This window comes from Paenarthrobacter sp. YJN-D (assembly GCF_015040335.1).
GTDB lineage: Bacteria > Actinomycetota > Actinomycetes > Actinomycetales > Micrococcaceae > Arthrobacter > Arthrobacter nicotinovorans.
Genome location: NZ_CP053549.1, coordinates 1709683 through 1731089, shown reverse-complemented (window position 1 = coordinate 1731089; position 21407 = coordinate 1709683). Strand labels below are relative to the sequence as shown.

The 21407-nt window shown below is 63.1% G+C and carries 22 protein-coding genes; 6 read left to right on the top strand and 16 right to left on the bottom strand.

Annotated features, from left to right (window positions below; all coding sequences use genetic code 11):
• Positions 1 to 2: 2 nt before the first annotated feature.
• From HMI60_RS08215 to glgX, 5 genes are all read right to left on the bottom strand, one after another.
• Positions 3 to 1214, bottom strand: coding sequence for an efflux RND transporter periplasmic adaptor subunit (locus tag HMI60_RS08215; RefSeq protein WP_193590929.1), 1212 nt, complete (start codon positions 1212 to 1214; stop codon positions 3 to 5).
• On the bottom strand, positions 1211 to 1867 hold the full coding sequence (locus HMI60_RS08210; RefSeq protein WP_144027620.1) for a hypothetical protein: 657 nt from the start codon (positions 1865 to 1867) through the stop codon (positions 1211 to 1213). Before HMI60_RS08210 ends, HMI60_RS08215 begins: the two co-directional genes overlap by 4 nt.
• Before the next feature lie 1036 nt (positions 1868 to 2903).
• Positions 2904 to 3263 (bottom strand): barstar family protein, encoded by a 360-nt coding sequence (locus HMI60_RS08205; RefSeq protein ID WP_018777887.1) that lies wholly within the window; start codon positions 3261 to 3263, stop codon positions 2904 to 2906.
• A 6-nt stretch (positions 3264 to 3269) separates the two neighbouring features.
• Positions 3270 to 3773 carry a ribonuclease domain-containing protein gene (locus HMI60_RS08200; protein ID WP_193590928.1) on the bottom strand — a complete coding sequence of 168 codons (504 nt, stop codon included), beginning with the start codon at positions 3771 to 3773 and terminating at the stop codon, positions 3270 to 3272.
• 26 nt (positions 3774 to 3799) lie between these two features.
• Complete coding sequence (glgX, locus tag HMI60_RS08195) at positions 3800 to 5914, bottom strand: glycogen debranching protein GlgX (protein ID WP_110505077.1); 2115 nt, start codon at positions 5912 to 5914, stop codon at positions 3800 to 3802.
• A gap of 120 nt (positions 5915 to 6034) precedes the next feature.
• Between glgX and HMI60_RS08190 the strand changes: the two genes are divergently transcribed.
• The gene (locus tag HMI60_RS08190; RefSeq protein WP_018777890.1) at positions 6035 to 6844 is read left to right on the top strand and encodes a carbon-nitrogen hydrolase family protein; all 810 of its coding nucleotides are present in this window, start codon (positions 6035 to 6037) and stop codon (positions 6842 to 6844) included.
• 653 nt (positions 6845 to 7497) lie between these two features.
• Here HMI60_RS08190 and rlmB read toward each other — a convergent pair.
• The 6 genes from rlmB to HMI60_RS08160 all read right to left on the bottom strand — a co-directional run bounded on the left by rlmB (position 7498) and on the right by HMI60_RS08160 (position 12323).
• Positions 7498 to 8487 carry a 23S rRNA (guanosine(2251)-2'-O)-methyltransferase RlmB gene (rlmB, locus tag HMI60_RS08185; RefSeq protein ID WP_193590927.1) on the bottom strand — a complete coding sequence of 330 codons (990 nt, stop codon included), beginning with the start codon at positions 8485 to 8487 and terminating at the stop codon, positions 7498 to 7500.
• A gap of 80 nt (positions 8488 to 8567) precedes the next feature.
• Positions 8568 to 10034 carry a cysteine--tRNA ligase gene (cysS, locus tag HMI60_RS08180; protein ID WP_039239789.1) on the bottom strand — a complete coding sequence of 489 codons (1467 nt, stop codon included), beginning with the start codon at positions 10032 to 10034 and terminating at the stop codon, positions 8568 to 8570.
• A 35-nt stretch (positions 10035 to 10069) separates the two neighbouring features.
• On the bottom strand, positions 10070 to 10426 hold the full coding sequence (locus HMI60_RS08175) for a hypothetical protein (RefSeq protein WP_055973300.1): 357 nt from the start codon (positions 10424 to 10426) through the stop codon (positions 10070 to 10072).
• A complete protein-coding gene (ispF, locus tag HMI60_RS08170) occupies positions 10419 to 10958 on the bottom strand; it encodes a 2-C-methyl-D-erythritol 2,4-cyclodiphosphate synthase (protein WP_039239826.1) in 540 nt (179 codons plus the stop codon). The genes HMI60_RS08175 and ispF overlap by 8 nt, the downstream gene beginning before the upstream one ends.
• Before the next feature lie 14 nt (positions 10959 to 10972).
• The gene (gene ispD / locus HMI60_RS08165) at positions 10973 to 11755 is read right to left on the bottom strand and encodes a 2-C-methyl-D-erythritol 4-phosphate cytidylyltransferase (RefSeq protein WP_039239785.1); all 783 of its coding nucleotides are present in this window, start codon (positions 11753 to 11755) and stop codon (positions 10973 to 10975) included.
• An 85-nt stretch (positions 11756 to 11840) separates the two neighbouring features.
• Positions 11841 to 12323, bottom strand: a complete 483-nt coding sequence (locus HMI60_RS08160) for a CarD family transcriptional regulator (RefSeq protein WP_011690592.1) — start codon at positions 12321 to 12323, stop codon at positions 11841 to 11843.
• Positions 12324 to 12614: 291 nt separating this feature from the next.
• On the opposite strand from HMI60_RS08160, the gene HMI60_RS08155 reads away from it, so the two are divergent.
• Positions 12615 to 13193: a hypothetical protein gene (locus HMI60_RS08155; RefSeq protein WP_018777897.1), complete on the top strand. Its 579-nt coding sequence runs from the start codon at positions 12615 to 12617 to the stop codon at positions 13191 to 13193.
• Positions 13194 to 13336: 143 nt separating this feature from the next.
• On the opposite strand, the gene HMI60_RS08150 is transcribed toward HMI60_RS08155, so the two are convergent.
• Positions 13337 to 14017: a response regulator transcription factor gene (locus HMI60_RS08150; protein WP_020608526.1), complete on the bottom strand. Its 681-nt coding sequence runs from the start codon at positions 14015 to 14017 to the stop codon at positions 13337 to 13339.
• Positions 14014 to 15297, bottom strand: coding sequence for a cell wall metabolism sensor histidine kinase WalK (locus HMI60_RS08145; RefSeq protein WP_227453717.1), 1284 nt, complete (start codon positions 15295 to 15297; stop codon positions 14014 to 14016). The genes HMI60_RS08150 and HMI60_RS08145 overlap by 4 nt, the downstream gene beginning before the upstream one ends.
• Positions 15298 to 15496: 199 nt before the next feature.
• On the opposite strand from HMI60_RS08145, the gene phoU reads away from it, so the two are divergent.
• Complete coding sequence (phoU, locus tag HMI60_RS08140) at positions 15497 to 16150, top strand: phosphate signaling complex protein PhoU (RefSeq protein ID WP_018777899.1); 654 nt, start codon at positions 15497 to 15499, stop codon at positions 16148 to 16150.
• Positions 16151 to 16237: 87 nt separating this feature from the next.
• On the opposite strand, the gene HMI60_RS08135 is transcribed toward phoU, so the two are convergent.
• Complete coding sequence (locus HMI60_RS08135; protein ID WP_193590926.1) at positions 16238 to 16984, bottom strand: phosphoglyceromutase; 747 nt, start codon at positions 16982 to 16984, stop codon at positions 16238 to 16240.
• 131 nt (positions 16985 to 17115) lie between these two features.
• Between HMI60_RS08135 and HMI60_RS08130 the strand changes: the two genes are divergently transcribed.
• Positions 17116 to 17955 carry a hypothetical protein gene (locus HMI60_RS08130; RefSeq protein ID WP_018777901.1) on the top strand — a complete coding sequence of 280 codons (840 nt, stop codon included), beginning with the start codon at positions 17116 to 17118 and terminating at the stop codon, positions 17953 to 17955.
• Positions 17956 to 17972: 17 nt separating this feature from the next.
• On the opposite strand, the gene HMI60_RS08125 is transcribed toward HMI60_RS08130, so the two are convergent.
• Together HMI60_RS08125 and HMI60_RS08120 are read right to left on the bottom strand one after the other, a co-directional pair.
• A complete protein-coding gene (locus tag HMI60_RS08125; protein ID WP_018777902.1) occupies positions 17973 to 18314 on the bottom strand; it encodes a DUF2516 family protein in 342 nt (113 codons plus the stop codon).
• Positions 18315 to 18324: 10 nt separating this feature from the next.
• The gene (locus HMI60_RS08120; protein WP_193590925.1) at positions 18325 to 19509 is read right to left on the bottom strand and encodes a PLP-dependent aspartate aminotransferase family protein; all 1185 of its coding nucleotides are present in this window, start codon (positions 19507 to 19509) and stop codon (positions 18325 to 18327) included.
• A gap of 83 nt (positions 19510 to 19592) precedes the next feature.
• On the opposite strand from HMI60_RS08120, the gene tmk reads away from it, so the two are divergent.
• Complete coding sequence (gene tmk, locus HMI60_RS08115; protein WP_039239777.1) at positions 19593 to 20252, top strand: dTMP kinase; 660 nt, start codon at positions 19593 to 19595, stop codon at positions 20250 to 20252.
• Positions 20249 to 21400: a DNA polymerase III subunit delta' gene (locus tag HMI60_RS08110; protein ID WP_193590924.1), complete on the top strand. Its 1152-nt coding sequence runs from the start codon at positions 20249 to 20251 to the stop codon at positions 21398 to 21400. The genes tmk and HMI60_RS08110 overlap by 4 nt, the downstream gene beginning before the upstream one ends.
• Positions 21401 to 21407: the final 7 nt, after the last annotated feature.

The window sequence follows — 21407 nt, the reverse complement described above, 5'->3', positions numbered from 1 at the left end:
CCTCACGATATCTGGACCTTGTCTCCCTGGCTGAGTTCACCGGAAATTGCGGCAAACCCTCCCCCCGACCGAAGAACAGTGACGGGAACACGTGTAATGGGGGCCTTCGACGTTGCGTTCCCGCCAGAGGCTTTGAGGACGTAGGTCCCTTCGGCATCCTGCCGAATACCAGATAACGGCACCGCGAGGGCCTGGGCCGCACCACCCTGACCAGCCACAGTGACGCTCAAATTGGGAGTAAACAGGACGACATCCGCCCTGTTTACCGGCTCTACCGTCACGGGATGTCCCGCACGTTGGCCATTCCCCGCATCCGTGAATGGGCCTATCCCAGTTATCCGTCCAGTCAGTTGCTTCTCCGATACCCTGACAGTAACCTCCTGCCCAGGTTTGAGTGACTCAGCTTGCTGGATCTCAGCGACAAACTCAACGTAGTTGTCGTCGGTTTGGAACGTGGCGAGAGGGGTTTGGGCCGTGACTTTTTGCCCCATCTCCAGGGCGGTGGATACAGTCACGTTGGCTACGGGGAGTGTAAGTAGCTGCTTGAATGGGATCGACAGCGAGGGGGAAATCGCCCCGTCCGGTGCCAGCTTTTCCGGTGTAGCTCCAAGTTCCGGTTCGCGGCTTGTCTCGGTGGTCTTTCGTCCGCTGCCCAAGGTGAATCCTTCGCTGGCAAAGAAAGAGGACGCAGCTTTCAAGGTCGCGCCGTCTACGTGACCAGTTTCGGGGCTGATGTACCCCATCTGGACAAGCGCCCGTTGGAGAGCCAACACGTCGTCTCCCGCATCTCCTTGCGAAAGATCGCGGTACAACGGGAGCGGACCCGGTAGAACGAAATAGGGCTTGCCAGAAACCACACCCACAAGATCGCCCCACTTTAACGTAGCTCCCGCCCGAAGTGTTTGCCGCACGACAATCGGCTCTTGTCCCTCCAAATCGATGAGTATCGGCACTGTGGGGCCAGCCTTCACAACTCCGGCAAACGTAAGGCGGTCGTCGACGATACGGTTTTCAACCGTCGCATAGACAGGAACTTCAGCCAGAGAATCCTCGGGACGAATAATTTCTGACTGATCAAAGATTCGGCCAGCCACCAGGCCCACCCCAGCGGAAATGATTGCGGTCACTGCCACCAGAATGATCAGCCACCGTCGCGAAAGCCTGCTCAAGCCAGCGGTCGCGATCGCTTTCTCCTGGGGCTGGACATCATTCACTGCATCTCTTTCAACAACTTCTCAGCGGCGTCTACGTACTGCTGGCTCTTCTTCTTGAGTTCCGTAAGTACCGCCTCATCCTGCCTGATGAGCGGCAACTGGTAGCTTGCTTGAATATCACCGAGCGTTTGGGTTAGTCGTACTTCCTGATTGCATTCGGCTTCAATCGTGGCGAGTCGGACGCCCTCAGCAGCGTCCGACTTCGACGGGTTACGCTGATCTATCCTCCCCTGCAGATCAAATGACTGCTGGCTGGACCACTTCGCTTTGGTGGGGTCTTGTCCCGGCGTCAAGCCGGCAGCCGAGATGCAATCGTCCCAATCGCCTTTTGCATCGTTCCAGGCATCAGTTTCTGATGCCATACTCAAACTTTTTAAGGCAATCGCTGCTGCGGCACCACCGTTCATTAAATCGTCTGGCGGAGTAACTTCATCCATCTTGCTCTTTTCACTCGAAAGACACTCGTACCTGGCCTCCCCCCAAGGGCCCGCCTCATCGTGTACCTGGCTCGATTGCGCCTCCTCGCCAATAAGCCGGAAGCCGTACTTCCTCACACGATCAACATTCCATACGCCAAAGTTTCGATTCTCTGGCTCAGGATATGCTGCATTCGGATCATCATTGAAGCCAAACTTCCGCATGCAATTGGTCATGATCACTTCTCTTGCAAGAAGAATTCGAGAACGATCATGGGCTGATATTCTATACGCGTCAACTGGGAATACAATCAGGGAATTTTCGTAATCCAGATTTACTCTTCCAGCTGGGTCCGGGGTGATTGAACTACCAGGGGCCCCGGAACAGGCTGAAACAATCAAAGCGACGCCCAAAGCCAGCGGGCCGACCACACTTCGTGCCAAGCGCACCCTTCGCACAGGAATTCTTCGCGTCACTGTGACGCCTCCAATCTCATCTCTTGCGCCTCGACCGAGCAGCCAGGCCTCCTATCGGACAGCAACTTTGACCTGTCGATACTCTGATCGACAGGTCAAAGCGTGGTGCTACTCGCTCTATGACAAGCGAACAATGGGTTAGGTTCAGCCCCGGTGGAAGCTGCTGATATTGTCGTTCCACGTACCAAGGAAGGGCACATACCAACCCATGGCGCTATAGTCGTTCGCGCTGCCGAAGCCAGCTCCGCCGTAGTTGATGTCCTGCCACCAGGTTACGTAGTAGCCGAAGTTCTTTACCGAACTTGCCTGTTGTCAAACGACCCCATCCAAGTCGAATAGTCAGCTCCGTACGTAGCGCCGCCGTAATCATTGTTTTCATAAAAGATACTGGCATTCGCTGACTGGCTGGCGGTAAAGAGTGCCCCGGCGGACAGCGCGGCCACAGCAGCCACCCGTGTAATCTTTCTCATATCTTGATCCTCATTTGGCTAGTGCGATATGAGGTCAGCAATTGACTCGGCGCGTTCCCCAATACGCAAGTGACGAGGCACACAGTCGCCTCTCCCAAAACGTATTAGCTCAGGATGCTTAAATACAAACTTTCGAAACAAAGAAAAATTCGATCGAAATATTCAATTTTTCGCGTCACGATTAGCTTGCGCGGGCAACTTAACCTTTTATGGACGGTTGTAACAACGCGCGTGGGAACCGATACCCACTACGTCGGTTCCCTGCATGGTCATTCCGGGCGGTTCCTGTCCGGGCGGTGGCCGGCACGGAAGGTACGTCCGCGCAGTTAGTGCTCGAAGACTGCAATGACGGCCAGGTCGCGGCCGGCGTAGCGCTCTGCGTCTTGCAGGATTTCGCACACGACACCGAAGGAGCGGTCAGTGCGGTAGGCCGCGGGGACCTGCCAGATCATCGTGACGGGGCTGCCGTCGTCCTCCGACAGGGCATCCGCAAAGTCGTGGAGGGAGTCGTTCAGGGCATCCAGGTTCACGCCGTAATACTCGGGGAAATCCAGGACTTGGCCGAAGACCTCAAGGACCGCCTGCTTGGTGGTCGCAGGTGGGACCATGACGGTCCTGCGGCCGGCGTCGGACACCTGCTCCTGCAGTTCTTCCAGGGTCCAGGTGTCTGCGGAATAGATCTTCATGGGCTCCTACTTGTCCTCGACGATGAACTTGAACGACTCGTAATGATCCGGCGTGTAGTACTTCGCAGCGTCCTTGCCAACAATGATCCGCCGTGCGCCGCGATCCGACTCTCCCGGGGTGGGCACGGTGTACTCCTTGTAAAAGCCGCCGGACTTCTTGGGCAGCAGGCCCTCGAAATTGCCGAAGTTCACGCCGTCCCGGTCGTAGGGATACGGGCCGCCTTTGGCGATCAGGGCCAGGGTTTGGCGGGCTTCCTTCGGCAGTTGGGAGGCATTGATCGACGGCAGGCCCGACGGGTTCTCCACAGCTGCCGCCGCCGTCGTCCGGCTTGGCACGGCGGCGGGTGAGGTCGGCACCAAGCCTGCGGACGGCGTCGTGGTTTGGACGCCGGCACCTGGTGTGGAAGAGGGCGCCGTCAGCGCGCCTCCACCCACCATCGCGACCACCAGCACGACGACGGCGATCACCAAACCCGCGAATGCCGCGAGTTTGCTGCGGCTGCGGTTCATGCGGAGTTCTCCTGTGTGGTTGGTGCCTACGTGCGGTAAATGTTGATCGTATTGGCTTGCAGGATATCCCGCTCCCCGGAGGCAACCAACGCGCCCTTGCGGCGGTCGTGCAGCACCGACGTGGTGAACCGGAGTTCGAACATGCGCTTGCCGATCCCTGTTTCACTCAGGATCTCCGGAAGCACCATCTTCACGTCCTGGTTGCTGCCGTTCACGACGATCAGGCCACGGATTTCGCTGTCCTCGTGACCCATCAACAGCTGGACCGCACGAACGCCCGGATCGTTCCACCGTGCCGGTGTCATCCGCTTGCCCTTGTCATCAAACCACTGAAGGCTTGAATCGTTGGCCTGGCCCGGAAAGCTCTCGGGCTGGTGCCGAAGGAACCAGCGGCGGAGCCTGACAAGCTCCCGGGTGGTCCGGAACATGGCGTTGGCTTCCTGCGTGCGGCTCCAGTCAAGCCATGCCGTCGGGTTGTCCTGGCAGTAGGCATTGTTGTTGCCCTGCTGGGTGCGGCCGAGCTCGTCCCCGGCCGTGATCATGGGCACGCCGATGGAAATCAGCAGCGTGGCCATCAAATTCCGGATGGACAACGCCCGCGCCGCCACAATGGCCTCGTTCTCGCTGCGGCCTTCCACACCGTGGTTGTAGCTGCGATTGTCGCCGTGACCATCACGGTTCTGCTCGCCGTTGGCCTCATTGTGCTTGCGGTCGTAACTGACAAGGTCTTTGAGGGTGAAGCCGTCGTGGGCCGTGATGAAGTTCACCGACGCGAGCCGGGTGCGGCCAGAGGACGCAAAGAGGTTCGCGGAACCGGCCATCAGCTCAGCCAACGACGCCACCGACCCTCCTTGGCCACCGGCTTCGATGGCCGCGCGGTCCGAAAGCCAGAAGCTGCGGACGCCATCCCGGAAATGGTCATTCCAGTCCGACCATCCCTGCGGGAACCGGCCCGTCTGCCAGCCGCCGTAGCCCACGTCCCAGGGCTCGGAGATGAGTTTGACTGCCGACAACACCGGATCCTCGGCGATGGCCTGCAGGAAGGGGTGCTGGGGATCGAAGGTGTTTCCGGCGTCACGGCACAAGGTCACGGCGAGGTCGAAGCGGAATCCGTCCACGTGGAACTCGTTGACCCAGTAACGCAACGAGTCCAGCGCGAGGTCCACCACTACGGGGTCGCTGAAATCCAAGGTGTTGCCGCAGCCAGTGGTGTCCAGGTAACGGCCATGCGCGTCATGACGGTAGTAGCGTTTCTCCCCGAGTCCCCGGAAGCTCAGCGCCGGCCCGTCAGGACCGGCCTCGGCAGTGTGGTTATAGACCACGTCCAGGATGACTTCGATCCCGGCCGCGTGCAGGAGCTTGACCATGCCCTTGAGTTCGTCCTGAACAGCGTGGGGACCTGCGTTGCGGGCAGCTTCCGTGGCGTAGTCCGAATGCGGGGCGAAAAAGGCCGCGGTGTTGTAACCCCAGTAATTGGTCATGCCAAGGTCCTGGAGGTGCGATTCATCCAAGTGGAAATGGATGGGCAGCAGCTGCACGGCGGTAATGCCCAGCTCGGTGAGGTGCTGGATCATCACAGGGTGCGCCATCCCGGCATACGTGCCGCGGAGGTGCTCGGGAATTTCCGGGTGAAGCATCGTCTGGCCGCGGACGTGGGCCTCATAAATGACCGAAGTCCGCATGGGGGTCCGGGGCGGTTTGTCCTCACCCCAGTCAAAGCCGGTGTCCACGTGGACACTCGTCAGGAACTCGCCATGCTGATCCACGGCGCGACCGTAGGGATCGAGCAGGAGCCGCTGTCCGCCGTCGTCATCCGGGTCCAGCGCCGGAACCGACATGGGCAGCACGTCTTCCAAGGGCGCCGCGCGGAAACCATAGCGCGTGCCCGGAGGGAAGCCGCCCACCAGCCCGAAATGCACGTCGTCTTCGATGTTGGGAAGTATCCGGGCGCGCCACGGTTCGCCCGGCGCTTGGAATACGATCTCCACCCGTTCCAGGTCGGGCGCGAAGACTGCGACGTTTACTTCCTGGTTTTGCGTTCTCTCCGCATCCGTAAGACCGGGCTGGGGCGTGCTCAGTCCGAGGGGTCGTGGCCGCGACGCGTCGACGGCAGCTGCTGTGTCAAAGATAGGCATAACCATTGAAGGCAAGTTTAGTTCCACGCCCGGTATGTGCAGTGCCCGCAGCCCATATGACGACGTTCGAGGCAGCGATTTTGTGTTCCTTGGCATACTGGGAGGCAGAGAAGTGGAGGTTCTATCGTGCGCGTGGCACTCGCCCAAGTCATCTCAGGCCGCGACCTGGCCGAAAACCTGCGTCTCCTGGAGGAGTACGCGCGGCGTGCCAAGGATGGTGGGGCCGGCCTGGTGGTCTTCCCCGAGGCGATGATGCGCGCGTTCGGCAATTCACTGTTGGACATCGCGGAACCTTTGGACGGTCCCTGGGCAGGCCGTGTTCGTGCCATCGCCGAGGAGCTGCAGCTGGTCATCGTGGCGGGCATGTTCACGCCCGGCGCTGCTGCGGAGTCCGGGGCGCCGCGTGTGCGCAACACCCTTCTCGCCACCGGGCCCGGCGTCGACGCCAGCTACGACAAGATCCACCTTTTCGATGCGTTCGGCTTCGCTGAATCGGACACCGTTGAGGCCGGTACAGAACCCGTGACGTTCGACGCCGGCGGCCTCACCTTTGGTTTGGCCACCTGCTACGACATCCGTTTCCCCGCCCTGTTCACTGCCAACGCCCAGCGCGGTGCCGTGGTGAACATCGTTTCGGCGTCCTGGGGAGCTGGTCCGGGGAAGGCCGATCAGTGGCAGCTCCTGGCACGTGCCCGCGCAGTGGACACCACTACGTTCGTCCTCGCCTGCGGCCAGGGTGATCCAGCCACTCAGGGAATTGAAGCCAAGGGTGCCGCCCCCACGGGAGTCGGGTACTCCGCCGTCGTGTCCCCCTTCGGCCAAGTTCTGGAAGCCCTCGAAGGTGAGCCGGGCCTGATCTTCGCCGACCTCGACGCCTCAGTAGTGGACGACGCCCGGCAGAAGCTCCCCGTCCTGGCCAACCGCCGCGACTTCTGACCCTCGCTCACATCCCTAAGGCTTCCCGCCGACGCTCCCTCACATCCCCCGTGCTTCCAGCCGACGCTCCCTCACATCCCCCGTGCTTCACATCGACGCTCACTCACATCCCCCGTGCTTCACATCGACGCTCACTCACATCCCTAAGGCTTCCCGCCAACCCTCCCTCAACTTTTGGCTGTGGGGCCAATGCTGCCTTTGGTCTATTCGCGGTCAGGAATCGAACCGCTAAAAGGCAGGACGCCAGGCGGTCTACGTCCGAGCGATTGGCGCTCAGGCGGGTGGACAAACCGAGGCCGCTGTCGCCGTCGTGATTCCAGAGCGGCCTAAAGGGTGAGAACGTGAGCAAGCATCAGGCTCAAGCACGCGGAACGTGAGCAAGCGACCGGCCCAAACACGCGGAACGTGAGCAAGCGACCGGCCCAAACACCCGGAACGTGAGCAAGCATCACAAGCGGGACGTGAGCAAGCATCAGGCTCAAGCACGCGGAACGTGAGCAAGCATCAGGCTCAAGCACGCGGAACGTGAGCAAGCGACCGGCCCAAACACCCGGAACGTGAGCAAGCGACCGGCCCAAACACGCGGAACATGAGCAAGCGTCGGGCATGCGAAAGGCGGCGGTCGCGTCTGCGACCACCGCCTTGGGCACTGCTTACTGGGCGGAGCGTTGCCTCGACACTTCGTACAGCGAGATGCCGACGGCCATGGATGCGTTGAGAGACTCCATGGCGGAGTCGATCGGGATGGAGACGATCTGGTCGCAGTTTTCGCGCACGAGCCTGCTGAGGCCCTTGCCTTCGGAACCAACCACGATGCAGACCGGTTCGGTGGCGACCGTGAGGTCGGGCAGCGAGACGTCGCCGTCGCCGTCCAGTCCCAGGACGTAGATGCCCATGTTCTTGAACTGCTTGAGCGCGTTGTTGAGGTTCGACGCGCGGGCCACCGGTACGCGGACAGCGGCACCGGCGCTGGTCTTCCATGCGGACGCGGTGACGCCCACGGAACGACGCTCGGGTACGATCACGCCGTGCCCGCTGAACGCGGAGACGGAGCGGATGATGGCGCCGAGGTTGCGGGGATCGGTAATGCCGTCCAAAGCCACGAAGATCGGCGCATTGGAAATGTGCCCCTTCTTCCACTTGGCGAGGGTCTGCTCGGCGAGGTCGTAGGCGTCCTCGTATTCGTACGGCGGGATCTGCAGCACGAGTCCTTGGTGGACGGCGTCCTCTGTCATGCGGTCCAGCTCGGGCTTGCCGGTTTCCAGCAGCGGGATGCCGCGCTCGGCCGCGAGCTTGAGGGACTCCTTGACGCGGTCATCCATTTCAATCCGGATGGCTACGTGCAGTGCCTTGGCAGGGATGCCGGCGCGCAGGGCTTCGACCACGGAGTTACGGCCGGTGACCAGTTCCTCGGTGGCGCGGCCCTTGGGGCCGGAGCGGGCGCCGGCGCCGCCCGCACGTGCCGGTCCGCGCTTGGCGGCCGAGCGTTCAGCGAGCTGCTTGTTCTTGTACGCCTTGTGGTAGGTGCGGTCCTCCGCCTTGGGCGTGGGACCCTTGCCTTCCAGGGCCTTGCGGCCATGGCCACCGGTTCCGGTGGAGGGGCCCTTCTTGTTCTTGACCGACCGGCGACCATTGTTGGCCATGAGATTCCATCCTTGATTTTGTGAGTAAGTCTGGAATCAAGTCTACTGACCCGATGCAATTCGGCCGCAGCGCCCGTTTGTCAGTCGCGTTTGAGGCTCCAGGTGGCCCCGTCCGCACCATCTTCGACGACGACGCCGGCGGCGGCGAGTGTGTCGCGGATCGCGTCGGAGGCTGCCCAGTCCTTGTTGGCCCTTGCGGCAGCGCGGGCCTGGAGCTGTGCGTCCACGAGGACCTTCAGCGCCGCATGCTCACGGCCCTGCACGGCTTCGGGTTGCTTCACTGCGTCCAGCCCCAGCACCTCGGTCATGGACAGCACGCTGTAAAGGGCCGCCTTGGCGCCGTCCAGGTCACCGCTCGCTAGGGCTGTGTTGCCCGCGCGGACGGTTTCGTGCAGCACACCGAGGGCTTGCGGGACGTTGAGGTCGTCATCCATGGCAGCAGTGAACGCGGCGGGCATGTTGGCCTGCGGTGCCACGTCCGCGCCTGACCTGCCGGGAACTTTGGCGGACGCTTTCGAGATGAATCCGTCAATACGTTCGACGGCGGCCGCGGCCTCCTGCAGCGACGTGGGCCGGTAATCGAGCACCGAGCGGTAGTGTGCCTGGCCGAGGTAGTAGCGGACGACCCGGGGTGAGGCGAGGTCGAGCATCTCTGCCGGGCTCACGGTGTTGCCGATGGACTTGGACATCTTTTCGCCCTCGTACGTGACCATGCCGTTGTGCATCCAGAAGTTGGCGAATTCGTCGCCGGCGGCCTGCGACTGGGCCATCTCGTTCTCGTGGTGCGGGAAGCGCAGGTCCAATCCCCCGCCGTGGATGTCGAAGCGCGCACCAAGGTACTTGGTGACCATCGCGGAGCATTCAAGGTGCCATCCGGGACGGCCCGCACCCCACGGCGACGCCCAGCTCGCGGACTCCGGTTCGCCTTCCTTGTAGCCCTTCCACAGTGCGAAGTCGCGGGGATCGCGCTTCCTGCTGACGAACTGGGCTTCAACGTCGGGGGCGCCCTGCATGTCGTCGATGTTCTGCCGCGTCAGGGAGCCGTACTTGCTCCACGAGCGCACGTCGAAGTAGACATCGCCCGAGTCGTCCGGCGCGGGGTAGGCGTGGCCCCGGTCGATGAGGCGCTGGATCAGCGCGTGCATTTCCGGGATGTGTCCGGTGGCCCGCGGCTCGTAGGTGGGGCTTTGGACGCCGAGGGATTCGTAGGCGTTCTCGAATTCCTGCTCGTAGCGGTAGGCCAGGGCCCACCATTCTTCGTTCTGCCGTGCGGAGGGTTCGGCGTCCCAGTCCGGGCCGAACGACTGGGCGGACTTGGCCAGGATCTTGTCGTCGATGTCGGTGACGTTGCGCACCACGGTGACACGGAGGCCACGGAATTCGAGCCAACGGGTCAGCTGGTCGAAGGCGATCGCGGACCGCACGTGGCCCACGTGGGGCATTCCCTGGACGGTGGCCCCGCAGTAGTACACGCTGGCCTTGCCGTCTTCGAGGGGAACGAAGTCGCGGACTTCGGCGGAAGCGGTGTCATAAAAGCGCAGGGTCACCGCTCCAGATTAGCCGATGACGCGGCGTGACCTGCCTACTTGCAGTATTCGCCGATCTTATTGAACTGCACCTTGAGTTTTTCCTGCTGCTCCTGGGTGGCCGCGCCCAGCGACGACGCTGCAGCCTTATCCATGATCGCGGCCATCTCCTTGATGGGGTCGCCGATCTCCGGAGCCAGCTTGTCCGCGATCTGGTGGTAATGCTCAGCGATCTGCTTGGATTGCTGCTGCTGGTTGCCGTCCGGTTTGAAGGCGTCGTTGTTGAGGAAATCGCAGCTGGCTTTCACGTCCATCTTCGGCGTACCGGCACAACCGCCCAGCAGGAGCGCTGCCGCCAGGGCCGCCGGCAGCAGGACAGCGGAACGCACGACGCCGGCACCTGGCTTACGCATGCGGCGCCCCTTTCGCGGGCCCAGGCACTGCGGCGGGTACCTCGTGGCCGGGCATCGGGTAGACCAAGGCTGTGGCGACGGCAGAGATGCCCTCTCCACGTCCGGTGAAGCCCAATCCGTCGCTGGTGGTGGCCGTGACGGTCACGGGAGCGTTGGCGGCTTCGGAGAGGACCCGCTGGGATTCTTCCCGACGCGGAGCAAACTTGGGGCGGTTGGCCACGAACTGCACAGCTACGTTGCCGATCTCGAAGCCGGCAGCACGGACAAGCCGCGCTGCCTCTGCGAGGAGTTTGACGCCCGATGCGCCGGCGTACTCGGGACGGTCCGTACCGAAGTGCGTGCCAAGATCCCCGATGCCGCTGGCGGAGAATAGCGCATCAGCGGCTGCATGGGCGACGCAATCGCCGTCGGAATGGCCGGAGAGTCCCTGTTCGCCTTCCCAGAAGAGGCCACCCAACCAGAGCGGCTGGGGGTCGTCTTCTGGCGCGAAGGCGTGGACGTCCATCCCGATGCCGGTGCGTGGCAGGATCATGTTTTCCGGGGCCACTATCCCTCCACCCAACGAATCCCAAGGGGGCCTTCCAGGAGGCCTTCGGCGATGATGAGGTCCAGCGGCGTGGTGATCTTGAGGGATTGGCTTGCCCCGCGGACGGCGTGGACCGGGACGCCAAGGAGTTCCACCAGCATGGCGTCGTCGGTGACCGCGGCGGCTTGCTTGTCGTCAAAGAGTTCTGCGGCCTCATGTGCCCGCCGCAGGGTGGCGAGTTCGAAGCCCTGGGGGGTTTGGACGGCGCGGAGCTGTTCGCGCGGTGCCGTGCCGGTGACAACCTCGGGGGCTATGGAGGCGTCCTGGACATCCGTTTCTGCGACGGTCTTGATGGTGTCCACCACCGGCATTGCGGGTATGACCGCCTTGGCGCCGGACGACAACGCATCGGCGACCCGCTGGAAGACCCGTTCAGGGGTGAGCGCCCGGGCTGCGTCGTGGACGAGGACGAATTCCGTTCCGTCTTCCAAGGCAGCCAGGGCAGCGCGGACGGAATCCGCGCGGGAGGAACCGCCGTCGACGACTGTGACCTCAGGGCCACCATCCACCAGGTCGACTGTGAAGTCCGCGATGGACTCGCGCAGGACGGTGTCGCCCTTGGGCACGGCTACGCAGATCTGGCGTGCGACGTCGGACGAAACAACTCCGCGCAGGGCGTGCATCAGGATGGTCTCGCCGCCCAGCGGAACCTGGGCTTTGGGCATGCCGTAGCCGAGCCGCTCACCGGAGCCGGCGGCAACCACGATCACGGCCGTGACGGCGCGCTTGGAAGGAATACTCATGGTCACCAGAGTACTGCGAGGCATCAGGGGTGATTTGTGGCAAAAAGAAACCCGGCGGCGCTTTCGCACCACCGGGGCTCAATTCTTAGGAAGCCAAGACCTCGTCAAGAACGCTTGCAGCCTTCTCTTCGTCCGTCTTCTCAGCCAGGGCCAGTTCTGAAATCAGAATCTGCCGTGCCTTGGCCAGCATTCGCTTCTCGCCTGCCGAAAGGCCGCGATCGTGATCGCGGCGCCAAAGATCGCGAACGACCTCTGCCACCTTGATGACATCGCCGGAAGCAAGCTTCTCCAGGTTCGCCTTGTAACGACGTGACCAGTTGGTAGGCTCTTCAGTGAACTCGGCGCGGAGAACGTCAAAAACGTGCTCCAAGCCTTCTTTGCCCACTACGTCCCGGACCCCAACAAGGTCAACGTTCTCTGCTGGAACTTCAATGGTCAGATCACCCTGAGCCACCTTGAGCTTGAGATACATCTTCTCTTCGCCCTTGATGGTGCGCATCTTGATTTCCTCAATTTTTGCTGCACCGTGGTGAGGGTAAACTACTGTCTCGCCGACCTCAAAAACCATGTGGACTTTCCCCTTTCCCGCAGATTAGTCTATCACGATTAAGGCATACGACTGGCACCCAAAGGCCTCCTCACCCGCGCCAATACAGGGAAACAGGCCTTAAACGGGTTCATCCAACCTCTTGACGTATTCGCCGAAAGATGCATCAGGCACCCAGTGTGAGCGGCCGGGCTTCTCCACCGACTCCGCCACAAAGCCCTCCCGAATCCTTGTTTTGGACCGTTTGCCGATAGGCTATGGCTGAAAAAGTTTCCAATGACTCTAGGAGTAGGTGTCGTGCGCATTTCTGCGATGAACACTGTCCAGCGCGGCAAGCTGGCAATTGCGGCCGCTGCAATCGGCGTCGGCCTTCTGTCCGTCACCGGCTGTGGCTTCGTCAACGCCCAGCAGACTTCGCACCAGTATTCGGCTTCAGACGGGGTCAAGGCCGACCTCGGCAAGCTGCAGCTGCGCAACATGCTGATTGTTGCTTCCGGCGAAAACCAGCCTGGCCGCGTCATCGGTGCGGTCTTCAACCAGTCGAACTCCGACGCCACGCTGTCGATCAGCGGCGCCAACGGCTCCCAGACCGAGATCCCGGTCAAGGCAATGTCCGAGACTTATCTCAACGACGCTGCCGACCCCGCCATCCTCAGCAGCGCTGGAGTCATTCCCGGCGGGCTGACTCCCGTGACGATCCGCAGCGGCTCCGACTCCGCCACGATCAACGTCCCGGTGGTTGACGGCACCCTCCCCGAGTACGCCAAGTACCTCCCGAGCCCCAGCCCTTCGGCCAGCCCGAGCGGTTCGGCAACTCCCGGCGCAACGGGCACCGAGACCAGCTCGGCCACCCCGTCGGCTACCTCCACGAGCTCCGCAGCCGGCCACTAAGGGCCCCTGCCAAGAACCACACAAAAGGAAGGGTCCCGCCGCGGCGGGACCCTTCCTTTTTGCCCCCTCTGGAGTTTTTGTACAGATAACGCCCTTTAGAAGGCTTCTAAAGGGCGTTATCCGTACAAAAACTCCGACAGGGGTTACGGCTCGAACTTGTAGCCCAGGCCGCGCACGGTCACCAGGTAGCGCGGCGCTGACGGATCCGGCTCGATCTTGCTGCGCAGGCGCTTCACGTGGACATCCAGGGTCTTGGTATCCCCCACGTAGTCGGAGCCCCACACACGGTCGATGAGCTGTCCACGCGTCAGGACGCGGCCCGAGTTCCGGAGCAGCATCTCCAGCAACTCGAATTCCTTCAAGGGCAGGGAAACCTGCTCGCCGTTGACACTGACCACGTGGCGTTCGATGTCCATCCGGACAGGACCGGCCTGGACTGTGGAGGTGATGAGCTCCTCGGGCTCCCCTTGCCGGCGGAGGACCGCGCGGACACGGGCCACCAACTCGCGGGAGGAATACGGCTTGGTGACGTAGTCGTCGGCTCCGAGTTCGAGCCCCACAACTTTGTCGATCTCCGAGTCCTTGGCTGTCAGCATAATTACCGGGACGCTGGAGCGTTGGCGCAACTGGCGGCACACCTCTGTTCCCGGCGTTCCGGGCAGCTGCAGGTCGAGGAGGACGAGGTCGGCGCCGTTCCGGTCGAACTCCACCAGGGCATCGCTGCCGTTGTCCACTACCTCGACGTCGAACCCCTCTTTGCCCAAAAGATAGGACAGAGGGTCGCTGAAGGACTCTTCGTCCTCCACTATCAAAATCCGGCTCAAGCGCTGGCTCCTTGCTCTCGGGCGCCAGTGGCGCCCCCTTGGTGGTTCACGTGGTGGGGTTGCCGGGCAGCAATTCCAGGTTCGACGGCGGCACCAGCCGTTGCGGGCCCGGACGGAAGCGCCGCCGTGGCAGCCGAAGGCGGGAGGCCGGCGTCGTCGTCCTGGCCTTCCATCTCGGGCAGTCGGATGGTGAAGGTGGAACCCTGGCCGGGCTGCGACCAGACGGTCACTTCGCCGCCGTGGTTGGAGACAACGTGCTTGACGATACTGAGGCCAAGGCCGGTGCCGCCGGTGTGCCGCGAACGTGCTGCGTCGACGCGGTAGAAGCGTTCGAACACCCGTTCCTGGTCCTCGGGCGTCAATCCCTCGCCCTGATCCGTGACGGAGACGGCAACCACGCCTTCCCGGGTCCGGACACCCACGCCCACGCGGGTGTTTTCAGGGGAGTAACGGATGGCGTTGTCGATCAGGTTGCGCAGGGCAGTGACCAGGAGGTCGCGGTCACCGAAGACCAGGGAATCGGAGTGGCCGCCCACCACGATCTGGATGTTCTTGCTCTCGGCGGGAAGCTGCGAACGGTCCACGGCTTCGGTGATCACCGTGTTGATGTCCACAGCGTGGCCCTGCTGGGCGACGTTGGCGCCTTGGAGCCGAGAGAGTTCGATGATGTCCTGGACCAGGGCCGCCAGCCGGCCGGACTCCTTGTGCATGCGCTTGGCGAAGCGGCGCACCGCTTCTTCGTCGTCGGGCGATGCTTCCAAGGCCTCGGCCAGGAGCGAGATCGCGCCGACGGGGGTTTTGAGTTCGTGGGACACGTTGGCCACGAAGTCGTTGCGGATCTCCTCGGTGCGGGTGATCTCGGTCCGGTCATCGGCCAGGAGGACGATATATTCCCAGCCGAGCATGGCGGCCCGTACCTGCACCACGATGGTGCCTTTGCCGAGCGGCCCGCGGGGAAGTTCGTATTGTTCCTCCAGGATCACACCGTCGCGGCGGACCTTGGCGGTCATGTCCAGGAGCTGCTTATGCACTACCGTGTGGCCGCGGACCAGCCCGTAGGCGTAAGCGGCGGGGCTCGCACGGACCACGCCGTCGATCGCGTCGACCACGACGAACGCACGCCCGACGACGGCAAGGACTTCCGCTGCCCCCTCAGGGAGGAGGGGCTCGGCGACGTCGAGGTCCACGATGCTGCGCTGCCGTTCGCTGATCCTGAAAGCGAGCATGCCAAAGACGCCCAGCGACAAGCCAACGAGGCCTGCAATGACACCTATGAGCAACGGATCCACGTGTCCAGCTTATGCTGTGGAATCAGGGCGGAGCATTGATCCGGCGCCAAATGCCGACGGTTCAACTAACGTTCATCTAAAGGTGCCAAACAGTTCACGGGGCCCTGACACAGTTACTGGTTGGACTGCCAATGTTTTTGAAGTCCTGTCCCTTCAGGGGGCTCGGGATTTCCAAGGAAAGGACGCCTTAGTGCGCAAGGTTTTTCAGGAGGAGCTCACCCAGGTAGGTGACGACCTCATCGAGATCTCCAAGCTGGTTCACGAAGCGATCACGAAGGCCACGACGTCGTTCGAAGGCGCCGATGTGGACCTTGCACAGGATGTCATTGCGGCAGATGCCAGGATCGATTTCCTGCAGAACAGCCTTGATGAGCGCGCCATCGACATCCTGGCATTGCAGGGTCCCGTGGCCAGCGACCTCCGCATGATCGTGGGTTCGCTCCGCATGAGCGCTTCCCTGGAGCGCATGGGCGACCTCGCCCGCCACGTGGCCCAGCTGGCCCGCTTGCGCTACCCGGCAACCGTGATTCCTGCTTCGCTGACCCAGACCTTCAAGGCCATGGCCCAGCACGACATCGACATCACCGCGAAGGTCATCGAGCTCCTCGAGACGCGCGACCTTGAAGTTGCCCGCGATATCCTCAAGATCAACATCGCCGTGGACGACCTCCACCTCAGCGTCTTCAAGGCCATTGCCTCCCCCGAATGGAACGAGAACCCCGCCACCACGGTGGATGTTGCCTTGGCCAGCCGCTACTTCGAGCGCTTCGCCGACCACGGCGTCTCGGTTGCCCGCAAGGTCACCTACCTGGTGACGGGCGAATGGCAGCCTGAGGGCTTCTAACGCACCAACCGCAGAACATACGACGGCGGCCGGTCACCTGAGGTGACCGGCCGCCGTCGTTAGTCTGGGGCGAAGAACCGCGAAGCCCTATTTCTTGCCCTGGTTCGCTACCGCGAGGATGGCCTCAGCAGCTGCGTCGGGATCCAGGTAGGTTCCACCGGGCTTGATCGGCTGGAAGTCCTCGTCCAGTTCGTAAGCCAGCGGGATGCCGGTGGGGATGTTCAGGCCGGCGATGGCGTCGTCGCTGATGCCGTCCAGGTGCTTGACCAGGGCTCGCAGGGAGTTGCCGTGGGCCGTGACCAGAACGGTCTTGCCAGCCTTGAGGTCTTCCTTGATGTCCGATTCCCAGTAAGGGAGGAGGCGGACCAGGACGTCCTTGAGGCATTCGGTGCGGGGCAGGGCGTCGCCGAGGTCCTTGTAACGGACATCGTGCGCCTGGGAGAACTCGCTGTCATCGGACAGCGGCGGCGGCGGTGTGTCGTAGCTGCGGCGCCATTCCATGAACTGCTCTTCGCCGAATTCGGCGAGGGTCTGGGCCTTGTCCTTGCCCTGCAACGCACCGTAGTGGCGTTCATTGAGGCGCCAGTCGCGCTTGACGGGGATCCAGCCACGGTCGGCCTTGTCCAAAGCCATGTTGGCCGTGTTGATGGCACGCTTCAGCAGGGAGGTGTAGAGGATATCCGGGAGGATGTTGTTCTCTACCAGGAGCTCCCCGCCGCGTACTGCTTCTTTGCGGCCTTGGTCGTTCAGGTCAACGTCCACCCAACCGGTGAACAGGTTCTTGGCGTTCCATTCGCTGTGGCCATGGCGCAGCAGAATCAGCTTGTAAGTCATGGTTCTCATCCTAGCCGAGGGCTCCGGTGCCCTGCCCGGCGTTACGAACAGCAACGTGGGCTCAGTCACGGTCCATCAGACGCCATCGAACGGGCAATAAGAGACCCAGGGTTGCAGGATAAAGTGGGGCCGTGGTGCAAAAGGCGGAACGGGTGGGCTCTCCCCGCAGTCGGGGCGGCAACCCGTTACGCAAACCGATCGGCAATATTACCCGCGGCACCACCAACCCCAACCGGATGCGGCGGCTGGACCGCTGGCTGGCCGGCCCGCAGGCATGGCGGCTGCGCACCGCCGTCGAGCCTTTGGTAGTGGACCTGGGCTATGGCGCCTCGCCGGCCACCGCCGTGGAGCTTTTCGAGCGGCTGCAGGCCGTCCGCCCGGATGTACAGGTCCGTGGAATCGAGATTGAACCGGAGCGTGTCCGCAGCGCCAAGGCCCTGGAAAGACCCGGACTCAGCTTCTCGGTAGGCGGTTTCGAAGTTCCGGTGCCGGGCAATCCCGTGCTGGTCCGGGCATTCAACGTGCTCCGGCAATATGAAGAAGCGGACGTCGCCGCGATCTGGGCCCTGGTGCAGTCCCGCCTGGCGCCGAACGGACTGTTCATTGACGGCACGTGCGACGAAATCGGCCGCCGTGTCACCTGGGTGGCCCTGGATCCGGAGCGTCCGCTGAGCCTGAGTTTTTCTGTCCGGTTCGGAAGCTTCGAGCTGCCTTCCGAGGTTGCCGAGCGGCTGCCCAAGGCGCTCATTCACCGTAACGTGCCGGGTGAGCCGATCCACGCGTTCCTGCAGGCAATGGACAAGGCCTGGCTGGAGGCGGCGCCGTTGGCTTCGTTCGGCAACAGGCAGCGCTGGACCGGGATGTGCCGTTCACTGCGCGACGCCGGGTGGCCGCTTCAGGATGGTCCTTCGCGGTGGCGCCTTGGAGAAATGACGGTGGCGTGGGACGCGGTGGCGCCCGGCCAGCGCTGATACAGCAGGGGCTGGGTCTACCAGGGTCCGTACGGGCCGACGTTGCGGTTTCCGCCGCTGCCAGCCTCGCGGACTGCCGGCCGGACATCGGCGAGGTAGACGCAGGAGGCTGTGACTGCGGCGATGCCGAAGAGGCCAAGGCTGCCGCCGCCGGTGAGCATCGTCAGTCCACCGATGGCGAGAGCCACGCCGGTGAGGGCCAACCAGAACGTCTTGGTCCGCTTGGAAGCGGCCACAAACAGGGTGGGTCGGTGGCGCAGGCAATCAACGAATGCCCACAGTTCCAAGGCAAGGGCCACCAGTCCCAGGATTATGTAGACCCCGGAGGTGACGTACGCGATCAAGATTTTTCCGTCCACGTCCTCCAGCCTAGCTGTCCAACGCCTTCAGTGCTTGCTCAAGGTCGGACCAGAGGTCTTCCACGTTCTCAATTCCGACGCTCAAGCGGACCAGGTTCTCCGGAACGCTCAGCGGCTCGGCGGTGTGCCGGCGTCGTCGCTCAATCAGCGACTCAACTCCGCCCAGTGATGTTGCCGGGAGCCAGAGCTGCAACGCGCGGACCAGTTCGTCAGCAGCTTCGGCGCCGCTGCGGGTGTTGTCACCGGCGATCTGGATGCACAGGATCGAGCCGAAACCCTTCATCTGGGCCTTCGCGCGCTCATGGCCCGGATCCGTGGGAAGGCCGGGGAACCGGATGGCTTCCACGCGTGGATGGGTGCTGAGCCTTTCAGCGAGCGTGGCTGCGGAGGCCTGCGAGCGCTCGATCCTCAACGCCAGGGTACGCAGGCCGCGAAGAGCCAGCCAGGCCTCGAACGGCCCGGCGATTCCGCCGTGGATGATGCGGTGGTGAAGGAGCGTGGCGCGCAGCTCAGGGTTGGACGTCACCAGAGCCCCGAGGACGACGTCCGAATGCCCGGCCAGGTATTTGGTCACCGAGTGAAGCACGACGTCGGAGCCCAGGCTGAGGGGCTGCTGCACCAGGGGCGTGGAGAAGGTATTGTCCGTGACCACGAGGGCGCCCACGGCGTGGGCGGCATCAGTGAGCGCGCGGATATCTGCGATTCCGAGCATGGGATTGGTGGGGCTTTCCAGCCACAACAGGTCAGCTTTTTTGCCGTCCTCAGGGCTGATCAGGGCCTTCACCGCCTCCGTGTCCGTGATGTCCACGGTGCGGAGTTCCAGGAAGCCTTTCTCCGCCAGCTCCGTGGCCATGACAAGCGAACCTGCGTAGCTGTGGGACGGCATCACCACGACGCCCCCGGCGGGAACCAGGGAGAGCGCCGAACTCACTGCGGCCAGCCCGGATGCGTAAAGCAGTCCCGGCAGGGAGGCGCCTTCAAGTTTGGCCAGCGCGTCCTCGAAGGGGTCCCAGGTGGGGTTGGCGTAGCGGCCATAGCCCCGGTCGCCGTCGCCCAGGCTGCCTGTACCGAAGTATGTGGAGGACAGGACGATGGGTGGATTCACCGGTTCGTCGTGGGCGCGTTCAGGACGACCGGCAGCAACCACAACGGTTTCAGGCGACAATTCGGCGGCGTGCTGATCGGAAAGGCTCATGCTTTCAGCGTAGTCGCGGGGAATGCTGTGGATGAAAGGCATTACGCGCCTTTGCTGTCAGGGAAGCTCGGTAGGCTAGACGCGTGAGTATTCAGAGCACAGGTCTTTTCATCGCGTTCGAAGGCGGGGACGGAGCGGGCAAGTCCACACAGGCCGCCCGGCTCTCCGACGCCCTCGAATCCCGGGGGCTCACCGTACTGCGCACCCGGGAACCGGGCGGCACCCCTATTGGCGAGAAACTGCGCTCCCTTGTGCTTGACCATGGCCACGGCACCATCGATGCCCGTACCGAGGCCCTGATGTTTGCCGCTGCCCGCGCGGCCCACGCGCACCAGGTCATCCGCCCGGCTTTGGCTCAGGGAACGGTGGTCATCACGGACCGCTATGTTGATTCCTCCGTCGCCTATCAGGGTGTTGGCCGCGGCCTGGGCGCTGAAGGCGTTTTGTCCCTCAACGAATGGGCCACCGAAGGCCTCCATCCGCACCTGACGGTACTGCTCGACGTCGACCCCGCCCATGGCCGCCGACGCCGCACCGCAGGGGACACCGCCGAGGACCGGTTGGAATCCGAGCCTGACGAGTTCCATTCAGCCATCCGCCACGCTTTCCTGGATCTGGCCGAGGCCGCACCATCGAGCTATCTGGTCCTGCCGGCCGGCGAGGAAATCGAGGCCTTGGCTGCCCGGATCCTTGAGCGCGTGGAGTCACTGTTGGGTGACCGGGTTCCCGGTTCACGCCAGTGAGCGTCTGGGACGACCTCCAGGGCCAGACCCCGGTTGTCGCACAACTGAAGCAAGCGGCGCAGGGCGACACGGGCCTCACCCACGCGTGGCTCTTCACCGGTCCCCCCGGCTCCGGCCGTTCAAATGCGGCCAAAGCGTTCGCCGCGGCACTGAACTGTGAGCAGGATGATGTCACGCAGCGTGGCTGTGGTGTCTGCGCAGCGTGCCACACCATCCTCGGCGAGACCCACTCCGATGTGACCTTCGTGCGGACGGAAAAAGTCACCATCACCATCGATGAAGCCCGCGAGCTTGTTTCCAAGGCCGGAGACCGTCCGGCCACCGGCCGCTGGCGGATCATCGTGGTGGAGGACGCGGACCGCATGGCCGAGCGCACCACCAATGTCCTGTTGAAGGCCATCGAAGAACCGACCCCGCGCACCATCTGGATGCTGTGTGCCCCTTCGCCGGCCGACGTCCTGGTCACCATCCGTTCGCGCTGCCGTCCGGTGAGCCTGCGGCTTCCGCCGGCTGCCGACGTCGCGGACCTCTTGGTGAGGCGCGACGGCGTCGAGCGCCAGCTTGCGGATCGGGCGGCGCGGGCGGCCCAGAGCCATATCGGCATTGCCCGCCGCCTCGCCCGCGACGCGGATGCCCGGGAGCGCCGCCTGGAGACCGTTCGGATCCCCTTGGGCCTGCGGGGAGTCACGGCCGCTGTGATGATGGCCGAGAAGCTGGTCAAGATCGCCACGGAGGAAGCCAACAGCTCCAACGATGAACGGGACGCCGCTGAGAAAATAGCGCTGCTCGCGAGTCTTGGCGCCCCCGAGTCCGGGACTCTGCCGCCCTCCATGCGCAGCCAGGTCAAGCAGCTTGAGGATGACCAGAAGCGTCGCGCCAAACGCTCCATCACGGACTCCCTGGACCGTACCCTGACGGATCTGTTGTCCTTTTACCGGGACGTACTGATCATCCAATTGGGGAACGCCGTTGAACTGGTCAACGTTGAGCTGAAGGGTGATCTGGAAGAATACGCAGGCCGTTCAACGCCGGAAACCACCCTGGCCCGGATGGACGCCATCAACAAAGCCCGGGTCCGTATCACCACCACCAACGTGGCCCCGCTGTTGGCGGTCGAGTCCATGGCAACCAGCCTCATCCAGCAATAGGAGAACG

What these genes read in the sequence shown, in the direction of transcription:
- HMI60_RS08210 (WP_144027620.1), bottom strand. Translation starts at nt 1,867, where the DNA reads ATGACCAATTGCATGCGGAAGTTTGGCTTCAATGATGATCCGAATGCA.
- HMI60_RS08205 (WP_018777887.1), bottom strand. Translation starts at nt 3,263, where the DNA reads ATGAAGATCTATTCCGCAGACACCTGGACCCTGGAAGAACTGCAGGAG.
- HMI60_RS08200 (WP_193590928.1), bottom strand. Translation starts at nt 3,773, where the DNA reads ATGAACCGCAGCCGCAGCAAACTCGCGGCATTCGCGGGTTTGGTGATC.
- glgX (WP_110505077.1), bottom strand. Translation starts at nt 5,914, where the DNA reads ATGGTTATGCCTATCTTTGACACAGCAGCTGCCGTCGACGCGTCGCGG.
- rlmB (WP_193590927.1), bottom strand. Translation starts at nt 8,487, where the DNA reads ATGGCCAACAATGGTCGCCGGTCGGTCAAGAACAAGAAGGGCCCCTCC.
- HMI60_RS08175 (WP_055973300.1), bottom strand. Translation starts at nt 10,426, where the DNA reads ATGCGTAAGCCAGGTGCCGGCGTCGTGCGTTCCGCTGTCCTGCTGCCG.
- ispF (WP_039239826.1), bottom strand. Translation starts at nt 10,958, where the DNA reads ATGATCCTGCCACGCACCGGCATCGGGATGGACGTCCACGCCTTCGCG.
- ispD (WP_039239785.1), bottom strand. Translation starts at nt 11,755, where the DNA reads ATGAGTATTCCTTCCAAGCGCGCCGTCACGGCCGTGATCGTGGTTGCC.
- HMI60_RS08160 (WP_011690592.1), bottom strand. Translation starts at nt 12,323, where the DNA reads ATGGTTTTTGAGGTCGGCGAGACAGTAGTTTACCCTCACCACGGTGCA.
- HMI60_RS08155 (WP_018777897.1), top strand. Translation starts at nt 12,615, where the DNA reads ATGAACACTGTCCAGCGCGGCAAGCTGGCAATTGCGGCCGCTGCAATC.
- HMI60_RS08135 (WP_193590926.1), bottom strand. Translation starts at nt 16,984, where the DNA reads ATGACTTACAAGCTGATTCTGCTGCGCCATGGCCACAGCGAATGGAAC.
- HMI60_RS08120 (WP_193590925.1), bottom strand. Translation starts at nt 19,509, where the DNA reads ATGAGCCTTTCCGATCAGCACGCCGCCGAATTGTCGCCTGAAACCGTT.